Below are 17,984 nucleotides of genomic sequence, written 5' to 3'. Positions count from 1 at the left end.
GCTCTCGGCTTGACTACATTTATCTTATCCGCTCGGCAGGGTACAATCTAGATAACGAATCAACGAATTGTATTCGGTATCAACGATTTGGTAAATATGGAAGAAACGGCGACTTTGACATCCCCCCAAAAAACGACATGCGCCGACGGCTGCGGGAAGCAGCGCCGGCGCATGTTATGCTGCAAGTCAAGGACTTGCTCCTGACGACTATGGCTCTACGGCTCTATGCCCCAAACCCGGGTTCCGTTGCTGTAGAGCGTCACCTTGGTCCATGCCGCAGACGACGTTTTTGTACCGTCATAGGAATAATCGTTGGATTCATTCATGTTGCTCCAGTCCGTATTGTGCATGCGGAGCTGGATGTCGCCGGTGCTGGCGTTATTCGCGAGCTGGCCGGCAGCAGCGGTGAAGCCGATCTCGATGTAGGCGTCGGCGGACGGCTTGGCGGTGCCCGCTTTGACCGCAGCAAAGATCAGGTTCGCACAATTCACCGGCGTATAGTCGCAAAAGACGTTTTGCGACTTGCCATCGGCGGTGTAATAGTAGCGAAGCTTGAGCGTGCTCAGGTTCACGGGGGCCCCGGATTGGTTGACGATGCTCAGGTACGGCTTCGTCTGATTGTCGCTGGCGCTCGTATCGCCAACGCGGTATTGCACCGACAGCCCGCCAGCCGGCGGCGGCGTGGTCGTGCTTGTCGCAGGCACGGCGCTCACCTGGCTGGAGTTCGCGCTTTCACCGGCACTGTTCACGGCACTGACGACGTAATAATACGTCGTGCCGTTCGTTAAGCCGGTGTTGGTGTAGCTTGTGCCGCTCACGCCAGCGGCCACGGTAGTGTACGGGCCGCCGGAGGCCGTGGCCCGCTTCACGTTATAGCCCGTCGCTTGAGCGGACGGGCTCCAGCTCAGCGCGACCTGGGCGTTGCCCGCGGTCGCGGACAGCCCGGACGGTGCAGCAGGCACCGTCGGCGTTGTCGTGCCGACCTTCATCTGGTCGCGCACGAATTTGCCGGACGCGGAAAGCTGCGCGTCCGTCCACCCGCCGGTGGTGCTGGCACCCGGCAGCAGCGCAGCCGACGACTCCGACTTGTCGGACAACGACCAGTTCGCCCAGCTCACCTTTTTGCTGGCGAGGAAGTCCGTCCACGTTTTCGCATCGGTCAAGTACGGTCCGCCGTTCCCGGAAGCGTCGCTCGTTCCCCACTCGGTTACAAACACCGCAATTCCGCTGTTCATGGCGCTCGTGATCCGGTCACGCAAGTATTGTCCGTGTGTGCCTGCATAAAAATGCACCGTATACATCACATTGTTGATCGCCAGCGGGCTGGCCGCCGCATCCTGCACGTCTTGACTCCATGTGCCCGTACCGACGATGATGATGTTATCCGGATCGATCGCGCGGATCGCCGAGGCGATTTCCTGTGCATATGGCTTGATTTGCCCGCTCCAGGTCACACCGCCGTTCGGTTCATTGGCAATTTCATAAATGACATTCGGATAGCTGCCATACGTGGTCGCCATTTCCTGAAAAAACGCCTTCGATTGCGCTTTGTAGATGTTCGGATCGTTATCGGACAAAATGTGCCAGTCAATAATCACATACACGCCCAAATCGATAGCCGCCTGCACCGCTTCCTTCACCTTGGCCTTGTTGGCTGCCGGATTGGAAATGTAACCGTTCTCGGCTGTATACATGGCAACGCGGAACACCGTCAATCCCCACTGGTCGCGCAGCCACTGCATGCTGCTTTTGTTCACGAAATTGCCGTACCACTGGATGCCGTGCGAGCTCATGCCCTTTAATTGAATAGCTTGACCGGCCTGATTTTGCAATTGGCTGCCCACGACCTTAAGCTGGCCGTATTGATCCACGATTCCGCCGGTCGCTGCCGCTGCGGGCACAGCCAGCAGCCAAGGGATAACCGCCGAGAAGGTAAGCAGGAGCGCCAGAATGGAACGAAACGCCATTTTTTTCATCATTCATTCCTCCTTGGGTTAATTAAAACGTTTTCATAAAATCGATCATTAGAATTTGCGATTCACCCCTCCTCAACTGTTTTAGCGGGATTTTCATCTCGCTTGTATTTATTATATAAGAAAACGTTTTCATTTTTCAATATCTTTCTTCCGACCTCCCCCCCAAAAAATTTCGCCGACCCGAGCGCCACGCCAAACCGCTTGATGCCAGCAAACACTTACTATGCGGGGATCTCCAGCTCCCGCGCCCAACCACGGCGCTCGCGGCCGAGCCAAACAGGCGCAGAAAAGCCCTGCAGCCGCGCATCTGCAGGGCGAAAATGAGCGAAACTATTTTCCTAATACCGATCCATAATCAGCTGCGTTTTCAGCGAATCCTGAGCCAAGAACCAGCCCTGCGTTTGCAAGTACGCGATCAGGTCGTCGTGCTTTTGCGAAGCGGTCGTACGGCTCGTCGTTTTGAACGAAATTTCCACCACATAGTCGGTTCCCGTGCCTGCGGCGTTCACAATCGGCCAAATCTCGATGTACGTCTTCATCCCGCTCCATGTACCCGTATACCGCTTGGCCAGCACCGGGCCGTATTTGCGCGAATCGTCCAGCATGTCCTCGCCCCAGCCGTTGTACAGCCAGTCGTCCATCTTACCCGGCAAATCATCGATCAGCAGATCGCGGCTGTCGCTCGTCGAAGGCAGGTCCATCCCGCTGTAGCCGGACTTGGAGCCGGTTTTATCGTTGGAGATGCTCAGCGTCTGATTCAGATAGCCCCACTCGACCTGCGCGTCGTAATTCGTATCCGTGGCATCAAAGCCCTCCGTGTTCGCCAGCGTCAGCGCCGCATCGATATTGCCGCCGGTAATCGGATACCGCTTCTTGTACGTCAGCTCAAAATCGCTTTCGCCCTCCATCTTGCGAATCCGCGCAATCCAGCCTGCATCGTATATATCTTGATCGTCGGTGTCCATGAACTGCACGTTCATCTTCGTTACCTTGTCCGGCATGCCAAAGACGCTGCGCACCCCGCTTTTCAGCTTATGGTCCGAGCCCAGCACAACCGCCGGGTCCATCAGCAGCTTGACCTCGTAATCCGCGGTCATATTCGCTGCCGCCTTCACCGGCTGCTTGGGCGTCACCATCACGCTCACCCCCACTGCTCCGAGCAGCAAAGCTACTGCCCCTATTGTGATCCGCTTGTTGTTCATCCTTCATCCATCCCCTTCCATTCATTGCCTGAATCGGCCTTCATTCTGACTCTAACGAATGAATGTCAGCGACATGTTATCGGGATGTGGAGTTTTTGAAAACGGCGCTCCCGCTTCAAACAAGACGGCACTTTTGCAAAATCGTGTGCACGGATTCCCAAACGGTTAAAGAAGGATTGTCTTTATAATAGCGATAGCCCTTGTATTCATACTGCTTGATCCCGTTTTGCTCATGACGTTGCATTAGGCTGCGGGCGCGCTCCACGGCTTGTTGAACATCGTCCAGCGTAATTTTGCCCAGCACCCGTTTGAAATTCGTTTCGTTTTTATATTCCTTTAGTTCGGCGAATTTCTCGCCATAAGCCCGATTGATTGGCTGGAGGTATTGTCTGCGGTGCGCATAAGCCGCATTGCAGTCCATTTTATGCAAAACCATCCACAACTCAAATGTAAAATTACTATAGCCCAGCTTGTAGTCAATTTGTTTGCCCAACGTCGACGTCTTTTTGAGCAGGTCGAGCGTGTGCATGAATTTGGTTGTATTCTCTGCATCCCCGTCTTCATAGTCACACCAGTGCGTGATCTCCCGTTTGCTCAATAGCGACATCGCCTTCGCCCGTTTGTACGGATTTTTCTCAATCTTCGTATCGAAGCTCACTTTGTAGGCTGCAGAGTGCTCTTCATTGATCAGCTTTTGCAGCGCCTCCAGATACCAAGCTTCACATTCGCCTTCAACCGAGAAATAAAATCGCTGCGTCTCTTTCATTTTAGTCATCGGACACAGCTCCGTCTACATCCTGCATGATTTTTTCAAACACGGGAGTAAAGTCTACCTCCCTAATCGCTCCGTAACGGCTGACAAAATAATTTTTCATGTAATCCTCATGCTTGCGCACACCCTTTTCACCCGAAGTACCGAAATCGGACAACGAATAATGTACACTCTGATGCGTGTCCTCATCGCGCTCAATAAATTTGATTTCATCGCGCCGGAACAAGTTAGCGTTGAGAAAAATCGGATTATGCGTGTTAAAAATAAGCTGGGCCTTATGCTTGTTAATATCGTCATTATGAAAAATATTGACCAGACTCATGAGTGCCATCGGATGAATAGAAGCATCGAACTCATCGATGATGAGCGTTCCTCCCATAAGCAAAGCTCTAACCAGCAGAGGGAACAAGTTCATAAAACGAATCGTTCCCAGTGATTCAAATACTTCAGCTTGCAACGCATTATCGCTGTCCAGAATTGAAATTCGTGCCGGATCGTCATCGTCATCGTGAAACAAAAATCCCAATTCATTGGCCGTTACTCCGAATATGCGAGCCGCGTCGTTAAATGGCTTGTCGATGTAAGCAATATGCTTGACGGGATTGGAAACATGCTTGATCGTCTCGATCGCATCGGCCCGGCAAAACACCATAAATTTTTTCTCCAGCCAATTGTTAACGAGCTGAACCAATTTTGCGCTGAACATCGTTTTGAACCCATTATTCAAAAACAACTCTTCGTTATGCAAATTGTTTTTTGCAAGAGTGACGGCCCCTTCCTTGCTGTCGGCAAAACCGTTCACCCAGTATTCGTGAATAGCGGTCAAATCACCAAAGCTCAGTTCGTTCTGACGAGAAAAAATCAGCTTGTCATTCACACGCAAAACTTCCTGAACAATGTTCCGGTCATAATCCTCTTCCATAAAAAAACCAAGATCAAGTGAGAGCTCGTATTCGAAAAAAAGCCCCTGTTCCCAAAAATGGATGGCAAACTCCACAGGCACCCTCTCCGTACACGCAACACTCGGAATCAGCTCCAGCCTCTGAACGGCAGCATTGGGCTCATTTCTGTAAACGCCATTGCGGATATTGCCACGCAATACAATCTCTTTGAATACTTCCATCGCACCGATCAAATTCGTTTTTCCGGCCGCATTCGGTCCATAAATTACGGCAGTACTTAACGCTTTATAGGTCCGGGAACCGGACTCAGCTTGCAGAATGCTGTAATCCAGCCCTTTTTGCTTGGGAGCCGGCTTCATAGAAAACACCAACTCGTCGACAAACTGCTTATAGTTTTTTGCACGGAATTCTAAGAGCATAACTACCTCCATTTTGCATATTTTCCGCAAAATCATATGACTACTATATGCATTATCGTCGTCAATAGTCAATTAAGTTATGCTATTTCACAAAAATATTTCAAAATAATTCTTGAAATTCTCTGAAAAAGCAAAAAACGGCGCTCCTGCAATCAGGAACGCCGCTTCCTTTTGTCAAACCATTTACACCAACGCCTTCAAAGCCTTCATCGCAATATCCGTGCGGTAATGCTTGCCCTCGAACTGGATGCGCTCCGCTTCGGCATACGCCTTGGCACGCGCCTCCACAATGTCCTTGCCGAGTCCCGTAATGCCGAGCACGCGGCCGCCGTTCGTGACGACTTGGCCGTCCTCGCGCAAAGCCGTACCGGCGTGGAACACGATGGCGTCCTGCACCTGATCAAGCCCGCTGATCGGCAGGCCCTTCGGATACGATGCCGGATAGCCCTGCGAAGCTACGATGACGCACACCGCCGCTTCGTCGCTCCATTCAATCGGCTGCTCGGCCAATGTGCCGTTGATCACGGCCATGAAGATGTCGAGCAGATCGGTTTTGAGGCGCGGCAGGATCACCTGCGTCTCCGGGTCGCCGAAGCGCGCGTTGAATTCAATCGTCTTCACACCCTGCGGCGTCAGAATCAGACCGGCGTACAGCACACCTTTGAACGGACGGCCTTCCTTGACCATCGCATCAGCCGTCGGCTGCACGATGTTGTCGATCGCTTCCTGCACAATCGACTGCGGAATGTGCGGCAGCGGAGAATACGTGCCCATGCCGCCCGTGTTCGGACCTTCATCGTTGTCGAACACCGGCTTGTGGTCCTGCGAAGGCACCATCGGGCGTACGGTCGAGCCGTCCACAAACGCGAGCAGCGACATTTCCTGCCCGGTGAGGAATTCCTCGATCACGACCTTTGCTCCGGCGGAGCCGAATACTTGATCGAGCATAATGTCGCGCAGCGCCGCTTCGGCTTCCTCCATCGTACGCGCAACGGTCACGCCTTTGCCCGCCGCCAGCCCGTCGGCTTTGATCACAATCGGCGCCGATTGGCTGCGCAGGTAAGCGAGCGCCGGCTCGTAAGCGTCAAAGCTCGCGTAAGCCGCCGTCGGGATGTTGTATTTGTGCAGCAAATCCTTCGTAAATACCTTGCTGCCTTCAATGATAGCTGCGTTGGCCCGCGGACCAAACGCCGTAATGCCTTCGGCTTCCAAATGGTCGACAAGCCCCGCTGCGAGCGGGTCGTCAGGCGCAACCATAACCATATCGATCTGCTGCTCCTTGGCAAACGCGCTGATCCGGTCAAACTCCAGCTCGGTGATTGGCACACATTCGGCCAAGCCGGCAATCCCGCCGTTGCCCGGCGCGCAGAACAGCTTGCTTACCTTCGGGCTCTTGCTTAATGCCCAGACAATGGCGTGCTCGCGCCCGCCTCTTCCGATAACGAGAATACGCATAGCGATAGTCCCCTCTCCTTAGTGTTTGAAGTGCCGCACGCCGGTCATCACCATCGCGATGCCGTGCTCATTGGCAACGCGGATCGACTCTTCGTCCTTGATCGAGCCGCCCGGCTGAATGACAGCCGTCACGCCCGCTTTGGCCGCCAGCTCCAGCGTGTCGCCCATCGGGAAGAACGCGTCCGAGGACAGCACAGCGCCCTTCGCTTTGTCGCCGGCTTGCTCGATGGCGATTTTCGCCGCGCCTACGCGGTTCATCTGGCCAGCGCCGACGCCAACCGTCATATCGTCCGCCGCCAATACGATGGCGTTCGATTTCACGTGCTTGACGACCTTCCAGGCAAACAGCAGCTGCTTCAGCTCGGCTTCCGTCGGCTGGCGCTCGGTCACAACCTTCAAGTCGGCTTCCGTCAACTGGTAAGCGTCGCTGTCCTGCACGAGCATGCCGCCCTCGACCGTGGTAACGACAGGCTGGGCTGTACGCGTCGCCGCTTGATCCAGACCGCTGACTTTCAGCAGGCGGATATTTTTCTTTTTCGCCAAAATCTCCAGCGCCTCTGAAGAAAAGCCCGGAGCAATAATAATTTCCAGGAAAATTTCATGCAAAAGCTGCGCCGTCGCTTCGTCGATTTCGCGGTTCGCCGCGACGATGCCGCCGAAGATCGAGGTTGGATCGGCTGCATACGCTTTTTGATAAGCTTCCAGGACGCTTGCGCCAATGCCTACGCCGCAAGGATTCATATGCTTGACCGCCACAACGGCCGGCTCGCTGAATTCTTTGACGATTTGCAGCGCCGTGTTGGCATCGTTGATGTTGTTGTACGACAGCTCCTTGCCGTGCAGCTGCTCGGCCGTCGTGATGTTGTCGGCCGCTGCGTTCGGCTTGCGGTAGAATGCCGCTTTCTGGTGCGGATTCTCTCCGTAGCGCAGCTCCTGTACTTTTTCGTAAGTGACGGTGTAGCGCTCCGGATAAATCTCGCCCACTTGTCTGGACAAGTAATCGGAAATCAAGGCATCGTAAGAGCCGGTGTGGCGGAATACTTTGGCTGCCAGCTTCTTGCGCGTGTCGAGCGTCGTGTCGCCAGCGGCGCGCACTTCCTCCAGCACCTGCGCGTAATCGGACGCGTCAACGACAACCGTAACAAAGGCGTGGTTTTTCGCTGCCGAACGCAGCATCGTCGGACCGCCGATGTCGATGTTCTCAATGGCGTCTTCGTAGGTGACGTCCGGTTTGGCGATCGTTTCAGCAAACGGATACAGGTTAACGACGACCAGATCGATGTAATCAAGGCCCAGCTCCTTCATGCTCGCTTGATGCTCTTCGTTGTCGCGAACAGCCAGCAAGCCGCTATGTACGGCCGGATGCAGCGTTTTGACGCGTCCGTCCATAATTTCCGGGAAGCCCGTTACCTCTGAAATGCCGATGACCGGAACCCCGCTGTTTTTCAGCAAGCTTTGCGTTCCGCCTGTCGAAATGATCTCCACGCCCAGCTTGGCCAGCTCGCTTGCGAATTCCACGATGCCGGTTTTGTCCGATACGCTGATTAATGCTCTTTTGATAGCCACTACCCGCTTCCTCCTTTTTTATCTTGACACTTTACTTGCGAATCGTCACCCTGCGCCCGTCCAGCCGGACGCGGCCCTCGCGGTGCCAGCCGATCACCTGCGGCAGCAGCTCATGCTCCACGGCATGAATGCGCTCAGTAATCGACTCCTCCGTCTCCATTTCGTGAATCTCGATGCTGCGCTGGGCAATGATCGGACCGGAATCCAGCCCCCCGTCCACATAATGCACGGTAACGCCGGTCAGCTTGACGCCATATTCGTAGGCTTGACCAATCGCGTCCACACCCGGAAAAGCCGGAAGCAGCGATGGATGAATATTGATCATCCGGCCGTAATACGGATCAATCAGCGTGTGCGTAATAATCCGCATATAGCCCGCCATGACGATCAAATCGACGCCGCGCGTTTCCAGCTCCTTCAAAATCAGCGCCTCGTAGTCTTCGCGGCTGTGGAATTCCTTCGGCCGGAAGACGAAGGCGGGAATGCCCGCTTCCTCAGCCCGCTTGACGACGTAAGCGGCCGGTCGGTCGCAAACAAGCAGCTCAATGCTGACGTCCAGCGTACCGGCGCGCACCCGGTCGACGATCGCTTGAAAATTCGATCCGCTGCCCGATGCAAAGACCGCAATTCGATAAGGCGACATGTGACTCACCGACTCCTTGTAAAATAGGTACGGGAAGCCGACGGCAAGGCCGGCCTCCCGGTAATATGTGTGCGCCCGTAAACGGACTGGCGCCGCATCAATCGCAAGCGCAGCCGATTTTGGTCACATCGACGATTTCCGTCGGATAGCTGTTGTCAAAACATGCTGTGCAATAACCGCTTTGCTTGCCTGTTGAACCTTCGCCAATCGATTCCAGCAGCCCTTCGCGGCTGAGGAAATGCAGCGAGTCGGCGTTGATCGCCTTGCGGATTTCCTCCAGCGAGTGCATCGCCGCAATCAGCTCCTTGCGCGACGGCGTATCGATCCCGTAATAGCACGGATTCATGAAAGGCGGCGAGGAGATGCGCACATGCACCTCGGTCGCGCCGGCCTCGCGCAGCAGGTTGACGATCCGCAGGCTCGTCGTGCCGCGAACGATGGAGTCGTCAATCATGACGACGCGCTTGCCCTCCACGACCTTGCGCACGGCGCTCAGCTTCATTTTGACGCCTTGCTCACGCAGCTCCTGGCTCGGCTGAATGAACGTCCGGCCGGTGTAGCGGTTTTTGATCAGACCCAGCTCATACGGAATGCCGGTCTGCTCGGCAAAGCCGATCGCGGCCGAAATACTCGAATCCGGCACGCCGGTCACCACGTCGGCGTCAACGAACGCTTCCGTCGCCAGCCGCTTGCCCATCCGCTTGCGCGCGGAATGAATGTTGATCGTGTCGATGTCGCTGTCCGGCCGCGCGAAGTAGATGTACTCCATCGCGCAAATCGCCCGCTGGCCGCCTTCGGTGAAGCGGTCCTCGTGCAAGCCGTCGCGATCCAGCACCAGCAGCTCACCCGGCTTCATATCGCGGTAATACGTGCCGCCGACAGCGTCGAACGCGCACGTCTCCGACGCGAACAGATAGGCGCTGCCGAGCCGGCCGATCACGAACGGCCTAAGTCCGTTCGGATCAAGCGCCGCAATCAGCTTGTCGCGCGTCAGGATCAGGAAAGCGAAGCCACCGACGACCTGCTGCAGCGCGTCCTTGACCGCATCGACGATATCGTCGTGCTTTGAACGCGCGATCAGGTGCGCCAGCACCTCGGTATCGCTCGTCGTCTGGAAGATCGAGCCTTGCTTTTCCAGATTGCGCTTGATGATATTGGCGTTGTCGAGGTTGCCGTTCGTGGCAATGGCCAGATCGCCCTCGCGGTATTTGAACACAAGCGGCTGAGCGTTGGCCAGCTTGCTTTCGCCCGCCGTCGAATAACGGACGTGGGCAATCGCCGACGAGCCGGTCAGCGGTCCCAGCGTTTCGCTGTTGAACACTTCCTTGGCCAATCCCATACCGCGGTAATATTGAAAATGATCCGGGTCGGCCGTGCAGATGCCCGCGCTTTCCTGGCCGCGGTGCTGCAAGGCGTGCAGCCCGTAATAGCACAAGGAAGACGCATCGGGGTGACCGAACACCCCGAATACGCCGCACTCCTCGTTTAATTTGTCAAACAGTCCGCTATGGCCGCTGACACCCTCGTTGTAAAATTCGCCTGTCCACAGCTTTACTGCATCAGACATGGAATCGCATCCTTCCAGATCGTTTCCAGCTCCTTAACGGAAGTCTGGATACCCTGCACGCCATTCACGGAAACGTTCAGCTCGGAGCCGCCAACGGTCCCCAGCTCCTGATAAGGAACGCCTTGCGACGCGACCCAATGCTTCAAAGCATCGGCTTTGTCCTTGGTTGCCGTCAGCAGGACGCGCGATTGGCTTTCGCTGAACAGCGCCCAATCCGCACGCAGCTCGGTCGTCAGCGCAACGCTGGCGCCTTTGCCGCCGCTGATGGCGCTCTCGGCCAGCGCTACAGCCAGACCGCCTTCGGACAAGTCATGCGCCGAAGCAACGAGACCTTCCTGAATCGCCTTCAGCACCGTGGCTTGCAGGCGTTTCTCCACAGCCAGATCCAGCGCCGGAGGACGGCCTTCAGTTACGCCGTGTACCACATATTGGAATTCACTGCCGCCGAGCTCCGCTTTCGTCTCGCCGAGCAGGATAATGACATCCCCGTCATTTTTGAAGCCTTGCGTTGTAATATGATCGAGATCGTGCACCAGACCGACCATACCGACAACCGGCGTCGGATAAATCGCGCCTTTGGCGTTCTCGTTGTACAGCGACACGTTGCCGCCGATGACCGGAGCGTTCAGCTCACGGCACGCTTCAGCCATGCCGTCGACTGCTTTTTCCAGCTGCCAGAAAATTTCCGGCTTCTCCGGGCTGCCGAAGTTGAGGTTGTCCGTCACGGCCAGCGGCTCGGCGCCCGAGCACACGATGTTGCGCGCCGCCTCGCTCACGGCAATCCGTCCGCCCACTTCCGGATCAAGGTACACGTAACGGCCGTTGCAATCGGTCGTCATCGCCAGCGCCTTGCGTGTGCCGCGCAGCGCCACGACAGCGGCGTCCGAGCCCGGACGCACGACGGTTTCCGTCCGCACCATGTAATCATATTGGTTGTATACCCATTCCTTGCTCGCCACCGTCGGGGATGCCAGCACCTGCTTGAGCGCGCCGGTCAGGTCCGTCACTTCGTCGTAACGAGTTGTATCGATGCTTGCGCTTTCCGCATAATATGCCGGCTCCTGGCTCGGTTTGTTATAAACCGGGCACTCGTCGACGAGTGCGCCTACCGGCATGTCGGCTACCACTTCGCCGTGGTGGATCAGACGCAGGCGGCCGTCGTCGGTCACTTTGCCGACTTTCGCACAATGCAGGCCCCAACGCTCGAAAATCCCTTTCGCTTGCGCCTCATGCTGCGGCTCCACAACGAACAACATGCGCTCTTGCGACTCGGACAGCATCATTTCGTAAGCGGTCATGCCTTCTTCGCGCTGCGGCACCTCATCCAGATACAGCTCCATACCGTTGCCGGCTTTACTAGCCATTTCGGCGCTGGAGCAGGTCAGACCGGCTGCACCCATGTCTTGAATGCCAAGCACGATGCCGGAATTGATCAATTCCAGACAAGCTTCGAGCACCAGCTTCTCCATGAACGGATCGCCGACTTGTACCGCTGGACGTTTCGCTTCGGATTCCGCCGTCAGCTCCTCGGACGCGAACGTCGCGCCGTGAATGCCGTCGCGGCCCGTTGCCGGTCCGACGTAGAAGACCGGGTTGCCGACGCCTTTGGCGACGCCGCGCTGGATTTTATCGTGATCGATGATGCCTACGCACATCGCGTTGACCAGCGGGTTGCCCTCGTAGCTCTCGTCAAACATCACTTCGCCGCCCACGGTCGGGATGCCGATACAGTTGCCGTAACCGGCGATGCCAGATACGACGTGCTCGAACAAATATTTGACGCGGTCGTTCGTCAGCTTGCCGAAGCGCAAGGAGTTGAGCAGCGCAACGGGACGAGCGCCCATCGAGAAAATGTCGCGGATGATGCCGCCCACGCCTGTCGCCGCGCCCTGATAAGGCTCGATTGCCGACGGGTGGTTATGGCTTTCGATTTTGAATACAACAGCTTGATTATCGCCGATGTCGACGATACCCGCGCCTTCGCCCGGTCCCATCAGGACGCGCGGTCCGGTAACCGGGAACTTACGCAGCACCGGCTTGGAGTTTTTATAAGAGCAATGCTCCGACCACATGACGCTGAATACGCCGATTTCCACGTAGTTCGGGTTGCGTCCGAGAAAGCCGCAAATTTTGGCGTACTCGTCGTCGGTGACGCCCATCTGCTTGTAGATTTTCTGGTCCGCGATTTGCTGAGCGTTCGGCTCCTTAGCGGATAGCTGCTGCGTCATGTTTTTCCCTCCACGTACTCAAAATCGATGTGAACATCCGTTTGCCGTCCGCCGAGCCGAGCAGCTCGTGAATGGCCCGCTCCGGATGGGGCATCATACCAACAACATTGCCCGCTTGGTTGCAAATGCCCGCAATATCGTCGACCGAACCGTTCGGATTGGTGCCGGCCGCATAGCGGAACACGATTTGATTGTTTTCTTGCAGCTCCTTGAGCGTGTCGGCGTCGCAGTAGTAGTTGCCTTCGCCGTGCGCAATCGGAATGTCGATCACTTCGCCCTCCGCGTAATCGCGGGTGAACGCCGTCGTGTTGTTCACGACCTGCAGCAGCGTCTGATGGCAGCGGAACTTCATGCCGTTATTGCGCAGCAGCGCGCCCGGCAGCAAACGGGCTTCGGTCAGCACCTGGAAGCCGTTGCAAATGCCGAGAATGTATTTACCTTCCTCAGCCGCCTTCACAACCGCCTTCATCACGTTCGTGAACTGGGCGATAGCGCCGCAGCGCAGATAGTCGCCGTACGAGAATCCGCCCGGCACGAGGATGCAGTCATATTTGGACAAATCGTCCGCCGTATGCCATACGTAATCGACCGGCTGGCCGATGGTGTCTTCGATCGCCTTGTAGCAGTCGATGTCGCAGTTCGATCCCGGAAATACGAGAACCGCAAAATTCATGGCGTTGCCCTCCTTCATCCTTTGGTGTGGCCTAAGCCAATTCGTAGCGGTAATCTTCGATAACCGTGTTGGCCAGCAGCTTTTCGCACATTTCCTTGATCCGCGCTTCAGCCTCCGCTTTGCCCACTTCACCCAGCTCCAGCTCCAGATATTTGCCGATCCGCACCTTGCCTACCTCTTCAAATCCCATCGAATGCAGCGCGCCTTGCACCGCAGTTCCTTGCACGTCCAGAACGTTTTGTTTGATCGTTACGTAAACGGTCGCTTTCATCTCTCGTTCTCCTCCTTCACCTATTCGCCCATCAACCGATGGAGTATTTCTTTATATCTGCGCGACGTTTCTTCGACTACCGCTTGCGGCAGCTCGTCCGGCTCGCTGTTTTTATCCCAACCCGACCCGGCCAAATAGGTGCGGACCGGCTCTTTGTCCATCGAATCAATCTCGATGTCGAGCGCGTATTTGTCCTTCGACCAGTAGCGCGACGAATCCGGCGTAAACAACTCGTCGATAATAATTACTTCGCCGCCGTAGATGCCAAATTCAAACTTCGTATCCGCCAGCACTATGCCGCGGCTTTCGCAGTAATCGCGGGCCAGCGTGTAGAGCTGAATGCTCTTGTCCTGCAGCTCCAGCGTCAGCGCTTCGCCAACGAGCGCCTTCATCTGCTCGACCGAAATGTCCTCGTCGTGGCCGACATCGTTTTTGGCCGCCGGGGTAAAAATCGGCTGCGCGAACGCTTCGTTCTTGCGCAGGCCTTCGGGCAGCTTCTGCCCGTTGATTTCGCCCGTTTGCTGATATTGCCGCCAGCCGTTGCCGGTGATGTAGCCGCGCACGACGCATTCGATCGAAATGCGCTCCGCTTTTTTCGCGACCATGATCCGGTCCTTGAGCAGCTCGCGCGCTGCCGCGTCAGGCACGATGTCCGTCAACTGCTCAACGTCGGTATGTACGACGTGATTGTTCATGAAATCAGACGTCTTGTCGAACCAGAACTTGCTGAGCGTATTCAGCACGTAGCCCTTGTCCGGAACGCCCGGACGGAGAATGTAATCGAAAGCGGAAATGCGGTCCGTTACGACGATCAGAAAATGCTCCCCAAGGTCGTACAGCTCGCGCACCTTGCCTTTGTGCACCAAGGGCGCTTTAATCAGCGCCTGTGCGGAATCCAGTGCCGCGTTTGCCACAGGTCACGTCCCTTCTTTATTTCAAGCCCAAACGGTCAAAAATCGTATCCACGTGCTTCAGATGCCAGCTCGGGTCGAAGCAATCGGCGATTTCTTCGGCGCTCAGCGCCTCGGTGATCGCCGGCGTGGCGGTCACGATATCGCGGAACGAGCGCTGCTCCTCCCACGCCTGCATCGCCCGCGGCTGCACCGTATCGTACGCCTGCTCGCGGCTGAAGCCTTTGTCGATCAGCTTGGTCATGACGCGGCCGGAGAACGGCACGTCGTACGTGCTGCGCATATTGCGCTTCATGTTCTCAGGGAACACGGTCAGGTTCTTGATGATGTTGCCGAAGCGGTTCAGCATGTAGTTCAGCAGCGTCGTCGCATCCGGCAGGATGATCCGCTCGACCGAGGAGTGCGAAATATCGCGCTCATGCCACAGCGGTACGTTCTCGTAAGCGGAAAGCATGTGGCCGCGAATGACGCGCGACAGGCCGGAGATGCTTTCGCAGCCGATCGGATTGCGCTTGTGCGGCATCGCCGACGAGCCCTTTTGGCCTTTGGCGAACGGCTCCTCGACTTCGCGGAACTCGCTCTTTTGCAGCGCGCGGATTTCGGTCGCGAACTTGTCGAGCGAAGTCGCGATCAGCGCCAGCGTCGCCATATATTCGGCGTGACGGTCGCGCTGCAGCGTTTGCGTCGAAATCGGCGCCGCTTTCGTGCCGAGCTTGCCGCACACATATTGCTCGACGAACGGATCAATGTTTGCGTAGGTGCCCACTGCGCCGGAAATTTTGCCGTATTGCACGCCGTCGGCGGCAAAGCGGAAGCGTTCCAGATTGCGTTTCATCTCTTCATGCCACAGGGCCATCTTCAAGCCAAACGTCGTCGGCTCGGCATGGACGCCGTGCGTGCGGCCCATCATTGCGGTGTGCTTGTACTGCACAGCCTTGTCGCGGAGAATTTCGATGAAATTCACGATGTCCTTTTCGAGAATTTCGTTGGCTTGACGCAGCAGGTAGCCCAGCGCCGTATCAACGACGTCCGTCGAGGTCAGACCATAATGCACCCATTTGCGCTCAGCGCCCAGCGTTTCCGAAACGGCGCGCGTGAAAGCAATGACGTCATGGCGCGTTTCCTGCTCGATTTCATAAATGCGGTCAATGTTAAAGCTGGCGTTTGCACGCAGCGTCTGCACGTCCTCTTTGGGAATAACGCCAAGCTCGGACCAAGCTTCGCAGGATAAAATCTCTACCTCCAGCCAAGCCTTGAATTTATTCTCCTCAGTCCAAATCTGCGCCATTTCCGGGCGGCTGTAACGATCAATCATGGCCGATCCTCCGTTTTCTCATTTACTTACTTTTCCAAATCTCCGAGCGTTCTATCCAATCCATCGCTTGTCCAATGTCCTGCACAAGCAGGTTCACATGGCCCATCTTGCGCTTGTGCTTCGCTTCATGCTTGCCGTACAGGTGCACCTTCGCGCACACGGCTTCGCTTTCGCATTCCGGCCGGCCAATCCAGTCCAGGAGCGGCTCCACATGCTCGCCGAGCACATTCACCATCACCACCGGCGACAACAGCTCCGTTGAGCCAAGCGGCAGGTTGCAAATGGCCCGCACGTGTTGCTCAAATTGCGAAGTCCGGCACGCTTCCATTGTATAGTGGCCGGAATTGTGCGGCCGCGGCGCCAGCTCGTTCACATACAGCTGACCCTCTCTCGTCAGGAACAGCTCTACCGCGATCAAGCCAATCACGCCCAACGCATCGGCAATACGTGCGGCAAGCCGCTCGGCTTCGCGTTGAATGTCCTCGGCGATGCGCGCCGGCACAATCGACAGATGAAGAATATTCTCGACATGCTCGTTCTCTGCCGCAGGGAACGTCTTCGTCTCGCCGCGCGGGCTGCGTGCAGCAATGACCGACAGCTCCTTTTCAAAATGAATGAACTGCTCCAGCACGAGCTCCGTCCCGGCCTTGCTCAGCGTCGCATAAGCCTCGTCCGTCTCGTCCAGCGAGCGAATCACCCACTGGCCCTTGCCGTCGTAGCCCCCGGTCGCTGTCTTGAGCACACACGGCACGCCAAAGCGGGTCGCCGCCTCGCGCAGCTGCGCAGCGCTGACGATTTCCTCGTAAGGCGCAACCGGCACGCCCGCCGCTTCGATCGCCCGCTTCTCGCGCAGCCGATGCTGCGTTGTATATAAAAGCTTGCTGCCTTGCGGCACGTAGGATTCCTTCATCAGAATCTCGGTCACTTCCGCATCGACGTTCTCGAATTCATACGTAATCACGTCGGACAACGCAGCCAAGCGTCGCGCTGCAGCCACGTCGTCGTACCCGGCAACGAGCTGCTCGTCGGCAACCTGACCGCAAGGCGCGTCCTCTGTCGGATCGAGCGTAACGAACCGATAGCCCATATTGCGGCCGGCCAGCGCCAGCATACGTCCGAGCTGACCGCCCCCGAGAACGCCGATGGTCGCGCCCGGCTTAATGACATTCATTTCCGTCATGACAAGTCACTGCTCTCTATAACAGTCTGGCGAATGCGCTCGCGGCGCTCGCGAATGCGTCCCTGCAGCTCGCTGTCAAACGCGCCAAGAATTTGCGCAGCCAACAAGCCTGCATTGGCGGCTCCGGCATTGCCGATCGCGACTGTCGCCACCGGCACGCCGGTCGGCATCTGGACGATCGACAACAGGGAGTCCAGCCCGTTAAGCGTGGACGATTTGACCGGAACACCAATAACCGGAAGCTCGGTTTTGGCCGCTACCATCCCTGGTAAATGCGCCGCCCCGCCCGCTCCGGCTATAATGACCTGCAGTCCCCGGCTTGCCGCCGATTCCGCGTACTCAAACATCAAATCCGGCGTACGATGCGCCGAGACGACCTTCTTCTCGTAAGACACGCCCAGCTCGTCCAGCATGTTACAAGCCAGCTTCATCGTCTCCCAATCCGACTGGCTTCCCATTATGACACCCACACGTACTGTCATGATAAACCTACTTTCTTCTTTCTTTGCAAACAAAAAATGCCCAGAAATAGAATTTGCCATTCTACTCGCCGGACAGCAAAAGAACCGAATGCAAACAGACCATGTCCTTCTATGGTTCCCCGCATTCGCTTCCTCGTAGTCCAAAAATTCACGGTTTTTGGGTAGAAACTTTCAGGCCGTATTCCCGACATTATACGAGTCAATTCGACATTTTCAGTTAGTCGGAAAGCTTTTCCCGCCTATCTAGTTTACCAGCAATCCGCATTGGGTGTCAATTTGAAAAAGCGAACGATTTTCGTATTTTGTTTTTAAAAAGTTCGCTTTTTCACATGAAAATCCGAACATTCCGTTGCGCCACGGCTTTGTCGAATTTTTTAGCGTCGTTCGGTGCTTTTTATCAGAAAACATCAAAAAAACCGCCC

Annotated in this window: 15 protein-coding genes and 1 riboswitch; all 15 genes read right to left on the bottom strand. The window is 56.1% G+C overall.

Translation table 11 applies throughout. The annotated features are described in order from the left end of the window. Positions 1-215 precede the first annotated feature (215 nt). The gene (locus B5M42_RS21145) at positions 216-1,976 is read right to left on the bottom strand and encodes a cellulase family glycosylhydrolase (protein ID WP_407946139.1); all 1,761 of its coding nucleotides are present in this window, start codon (positions 1,974-1,976) and stop codon (positions 216-218) included. 338 nt (positions 1,977-2,314) lie between these two features. After that, positions 2,315-3,178 (bottom strand): hypothetical protein, encoded by an 864-nt coding sequence (locus B5M42_RS21140; RefSeq protein ID WP_134756537.1) that lies wholly within the window; start codon positions 3,176-3,178, stop codon positions 2,315-2,317. Positions 3,179-3,293: 115 nt separating this feature from the next. Beyond that, the gene (locus tag B5M42_RS21135; protein WP_134756539.1) at positions 3,294-3,953 is read right to left on the bottom strand and encodes an RloB domain-containing protein; all 660 of its coding nucleotides are present in this window, start codon (positions 3,951-3,953) and stop codon (positions 3,294-3,296) included. After that, entirely contained in the window at positions 3,946-5,271 is a 1,326-nt protein-coding gene (locus B5M42_RS21130; RefSeq protein ID WP_134756541.1) for an AAA family ATPase, read from the bottom strand. Before B5M42_RS21130 ends, B5M42_RS21135 begins: the two co-directional genes overlap by 8 nt. A gap of 183 nt (positions 5,272-5,454) precedes the next feature. Beyond that, entirely contained in the window at positions 5,455-6,726 is a 1,272-nt protein-coding gene (gene purD / locus B5M42_RS21125) for a phosphoribosylamine--glycine ligase (protein ID WP_134756543.1), read from the bottom strand. A gap of 18 nt (positions 6,727-6,744) precedes the next feature. Further along, positions 6,745-8,292 carry a bifunctional phosphoribosylaminoimidazolecarboxamide formyltransferase/IMP cyclohydrolase gene (gene purH, locus B5M42_RS21120; RefSeq protein ID WP_134756545.1) on the bottom strand — a complete coding sequence of 516 codons (1,548 nt, stop codon included), beginning with the start codon at positions 8,290-8,292 and terminating at the stop codon, positions 6,745-6,747. A gap of 31 nt (positions 8,293-8,323) precedes the next feature. Further along, positions 8,324-8,935, bottom strand: a complete 612-nt coding sequence (gene purN, locus B5M42_RS21115) for a phosphoribosylglycinamide formyltransferase (RefSeq protein ID WP_134756547.1) — start codon at positions 8,933-8,935, stop codon at positions 8,324-8,326. Positions 8,936-9,032: 97 nt separating this feature from the next. Then, entirely contained in the window at positions 9,033-10,502 is a 1,470-nt protein-coding gene (purF, locus tag B5M42_RS21110) for an amidophosphoribosyltransferase (RefSeq protein WP_134756549.1), read from the bottom strand. Beyond that, the gene (gene purL, locus B5M42_RS21105; RefSeq protein WP_134756551.1) at positions 10,487-12,730 is read right to left on the bottom strand and encodes a phosphoribosylformylglycinamidine synthase subunit PurL; all 2,244 of its coding nucleotides are present in this window, start codon (positions 12,728-12,730) and stop codon (positions 10,487-10,489) included. The genes purF and purL overlap by 16 nt, the downstream gene beginning before the upstream one ends. Beyond that, positions 12,708-13,403 carry a phosphoribosylformylglycinamidine synthase subunit PurQ gene (purQ, locus tag B5M42_RS21100; protein ID WP_134756553.1) on the bottom strand — a complete coding sequence of 232 codons (696 nt, stop codon included), beginning with the start codon at positions 13,401-13,403 and terminating at the stop codon, positions 12,708-12,710. Before purQ ends, purL begins: the two co-directional genes overlap by 23 nt. A gap of 31 nt (positions 13,404-13,434) precedes the next feature. Then, positions 13,435-13,674 carry a phosphoribosylformylglycinamidine synthase subunit PurS gene (gene purS / locus B5M42_RS21095; RefSeq protein ID WP_134756555.1) on the bottom strand — a complete coding sequence of 80 codons (240 nt, stop codon included), beginning with the start codon at positions 13,672-13,674 and terminating at the stop codon, positions 13,435-13,437. 20 nt (positions 13,675-13,694) lie between these two features. Further along, positions 13,695-14,588, bottom strand: coding sequence for a phosphoribosylaminoimidazolesuccinocarboxamide synthase (locus B5M42_RS21090; RefSeq protein WP_134756557.1), 894 nt, complete (start codon positions 14,586-14,588; stop codon positions 13,695-13,697). Positions 14,589-14,604: 16 nt separating this feature from the next. Beyond that, positions 14,605-15,900: an adenylosuccinate lyase gene (gene purB, locus B5M42_RS21085; protein WP_134756559.1), complete on the bottom strand. Its 1,296-nt coding sequence runs from the start codon at positions 15,898-15,900 to the stop codon at positions 14,605-14,607. A gap of 22 nt (positions 15,901-15,922) precedes the next feature. After that, a complete protein-coding gene (gene purK, locus B5M42_RS21080; RefSeq protein WP_134756561.1) occupies positions 15,923-17,080 on the bottom strand; it encodes a 5-(carboxyamino)imidazole ribonucleotide synthase in 1,158 nt (385 codons plus the stop codon). Next, positions 17,077-17,562 carry a 5-(carboxyamino)imidazole ribonucleotide mutase gene (gene purE / locus B5M42_RS21075; RefSeq protein ID WP_134756563.1) on the bottom strand — a complete coding sequence of 162 codons (486 nt, stop codon included), beginning with the start codon at positions 17,560-17,562 and terminating at the stop codon, positions 17,077-17,079. The genes purK and purE overlap by 4 nt, the downstream gene beginning before the upstream one ends. A 116-nt stretch (positions 17,563-17,678) precedes the next feature. Next, positions 17,679-17,780, bottom strand: a riboswitch (purine riboswitch). Between the last annotated feature and the right edge of the window lie 204 nt (positions 17,781-17,984).

It is taken from the genome of Paenibacillus athensensis, from assembly GCF_004514475.2.
GTDB lineage: Bacteria > Bacillota > Bacilli > Paenibacillales > NBRC-103111 > Paenibacillus_AL > Paenibacillus_AL athensensis.
Note: the sequence above shows the minus strand (reverse complement) of the source record. Positions and strands in the feature narration are given on the sequence as shown.

Bases quoted from the DNA above. Each gene is read 5' to 3' on its own strand.
- B5M42_RS21145 (WP_407946139.1), bottom strand. From the start codon at position 1,976: ATGAAAAAAATGGCGTTTCGTTCCATTCTGGCGCTCCTGCTTACCTTC.
- B5M42_RS21140 (WP_134756537.1), bottom strand. From the start codon at position 3,178: ATGAACAACAAGCGGATCACAATAGGGGCAGTAGCTTTGCTGCTCGGA.
- B5M42_RS21135 (WP_134756539.1), bottom strand. From the start codon at position 3,953: ATGACTAAAATGAAAGAGACGCAGCGATTTTATTTCTCGGTTGAAGGC.
- B5M42_RS21130 (WP_134756541.1), bottom strand. From the start codon at position 5,271: ATGCTCTTAGAATTCCGTGCAAAAAACTATAAGCAGTTTGTCGACGAG.
- purD (WP_134756543.1), bottom strand. From the start codon at position 6,726: ATGCGTATTCTCGTTATCGGAAGAGGCGGGCGCGAGCACGCCATTGTC.
- purN (WP_134756547.1), bottom strand. From the start codon at position 8,935: ATGTCGCCTTATCGAATTGCGGTCTTTGCATCGGGCAGCGGATCGAAT.
- purF (WP_134756549.1), bottom strand. From the start codon at position 10,502: ATGTCTGATGCAGTAAAGCTGTGGACAGGCGAATTTTACAACGAGGGT.
- purL (WP_134756551.1), bottom strand. From the start codon at position 12,730: ATGACGCAGCAGCTATCCGCTAAGGAGCCGAACGCTCAGCAAATCGCG.
- purQ (WP_134756553.1), bottom strand. From the start codon at position 13,403: ATGAATTTTGCGGTTCTCGTATTTCCGGGATCGAACTGCGACATCGAC.
- purS (WP_134756555.1), bottom strand. From the start codon at position 13,674: ATGAAAGCGACCGTTTACGTAACGATCAAACAAAACGTTCTGGACGTG.
- purB (WP_134756559.1), bottom strand. From the start codon at position 15,900: ATGATTGATCGTTACAGCCGCCCGGAAATGGCGCAGATTTGGACTGAG.
- purK (WP_134756561.1), bottom strand. From the start codon at position 17,080: ATGACGGAAATGAATGTCATTAAGCCGGGCGCGACCATCGGCGTTCTC.
- purE (WP_134756563.1), bottom strand. From the start codon at position 17,562: ATGACAGTACGTGTGGGTGTCATAATGGGAAGCCAGTCGGATTGGGAG.